The sequence below is a fragment of the Colwellia sp. Bg11-12 genome (genome assembly GCF_014076955.1).
GTDB lineage: Bacteria > Pseudomonadota > Gammaproteobacteria > Enterobacterales > Alteromonadaceae > Colwellia_A.
Genome location: NZ_JACGUZ010000065.1, coordinates 1 through 866 on the forward strand (window position 1 = coordinate 1; position 866 = coordinate 866).

Consider the following 866-nt stretch of genomic DNA (forward strand, 5'->3'; position numbering starts at 1 on the left):
GGTTGACAACCCTGAACAAGCAGCGCAACACTGGCCGCTGATTTTATACTTTCATAGTATGAGCTGGCATCCGTTCCTGTGCTTTTATTAATCACTAATCCTGACATCGCCGCAATTTGTTCAAGTGCAGCGAAAGAAGTTTTATCTGCCTCATAGGCAGCAAATGCAGCGTTTATTTGTCCACAAGAATAAATATTAGCTAAACCTTTTGAAGAGGCACTTTGTAGCTCTGTTGCCGTTTGACATGCTGTTAATGTTGCGAGCATTAAAATAGCAAGTAAATATTTCATACGGTATTACTCTGTAATTGGAAGTAAAGTAATTTCTACTCTTCTATTAAGTTCTTTACCGGCCTTTGTATTATTACTCGCAACAGGCTGAGTTTCACCAAAACCAATCACTTCAATTCTATCTATAATAACACCTGCATTATTAAGGTAGGTAGAAACAGACTGAGCGCGGCGCTCTGATAAACTCTGGTTTAGTGCGTTAGAGCCAGAGCTGTCAGTATGACCCGCAACGACTATCAAGGTTTTGTTGAATTCTTGTAATACTAAAACAACTGAATCTAAAACAGATAAGAAACTTTGATCAATATTGGCATTACCTGAAGGAAATGTAATATTGCCAGGCATAATTAAGTTGATGTTATTACCTTCACGTTCAACGCTAACACCTGAACCACGCAATTGTTTTCTCAATTCAGCTTCTTGTGTATCCATATAATAACCAATACCACCACCAATCGCAGCGCCGCCGGTTGCAGCTTTCAAAATTCTACGATTCCTTTTACTTATATCATCCTCATTTTTATTGGCTAAATAAGCCGCCACAGCAGCAACACCTGCTCCGATACCCGCGCCTTT

Annotated in this window: 2 protein-coding genes; both read right to left on the reverse strand. The window is 39.6% G+C overall.

Going from position 1 to position 866, the window contains the following annotated elements; genetic code table 11:
- Positions 1-290: hypothetical protein (locus H4J39_RS08545; RefSeq protein WP_182227402.1), on the reverse strand; the 290-nt coding region annotated here is incomplete at its 3' end.
- A 6-nt stretch (positions 291-296) separates the two neighbouring features.
- On the reverse strand, positions 297-866 hold a 570-nt coding region (locus H4J39_RS08550; RefSeq protein ID WP_182227404.1), incomplete at its 5' end, for an OmpA family protein.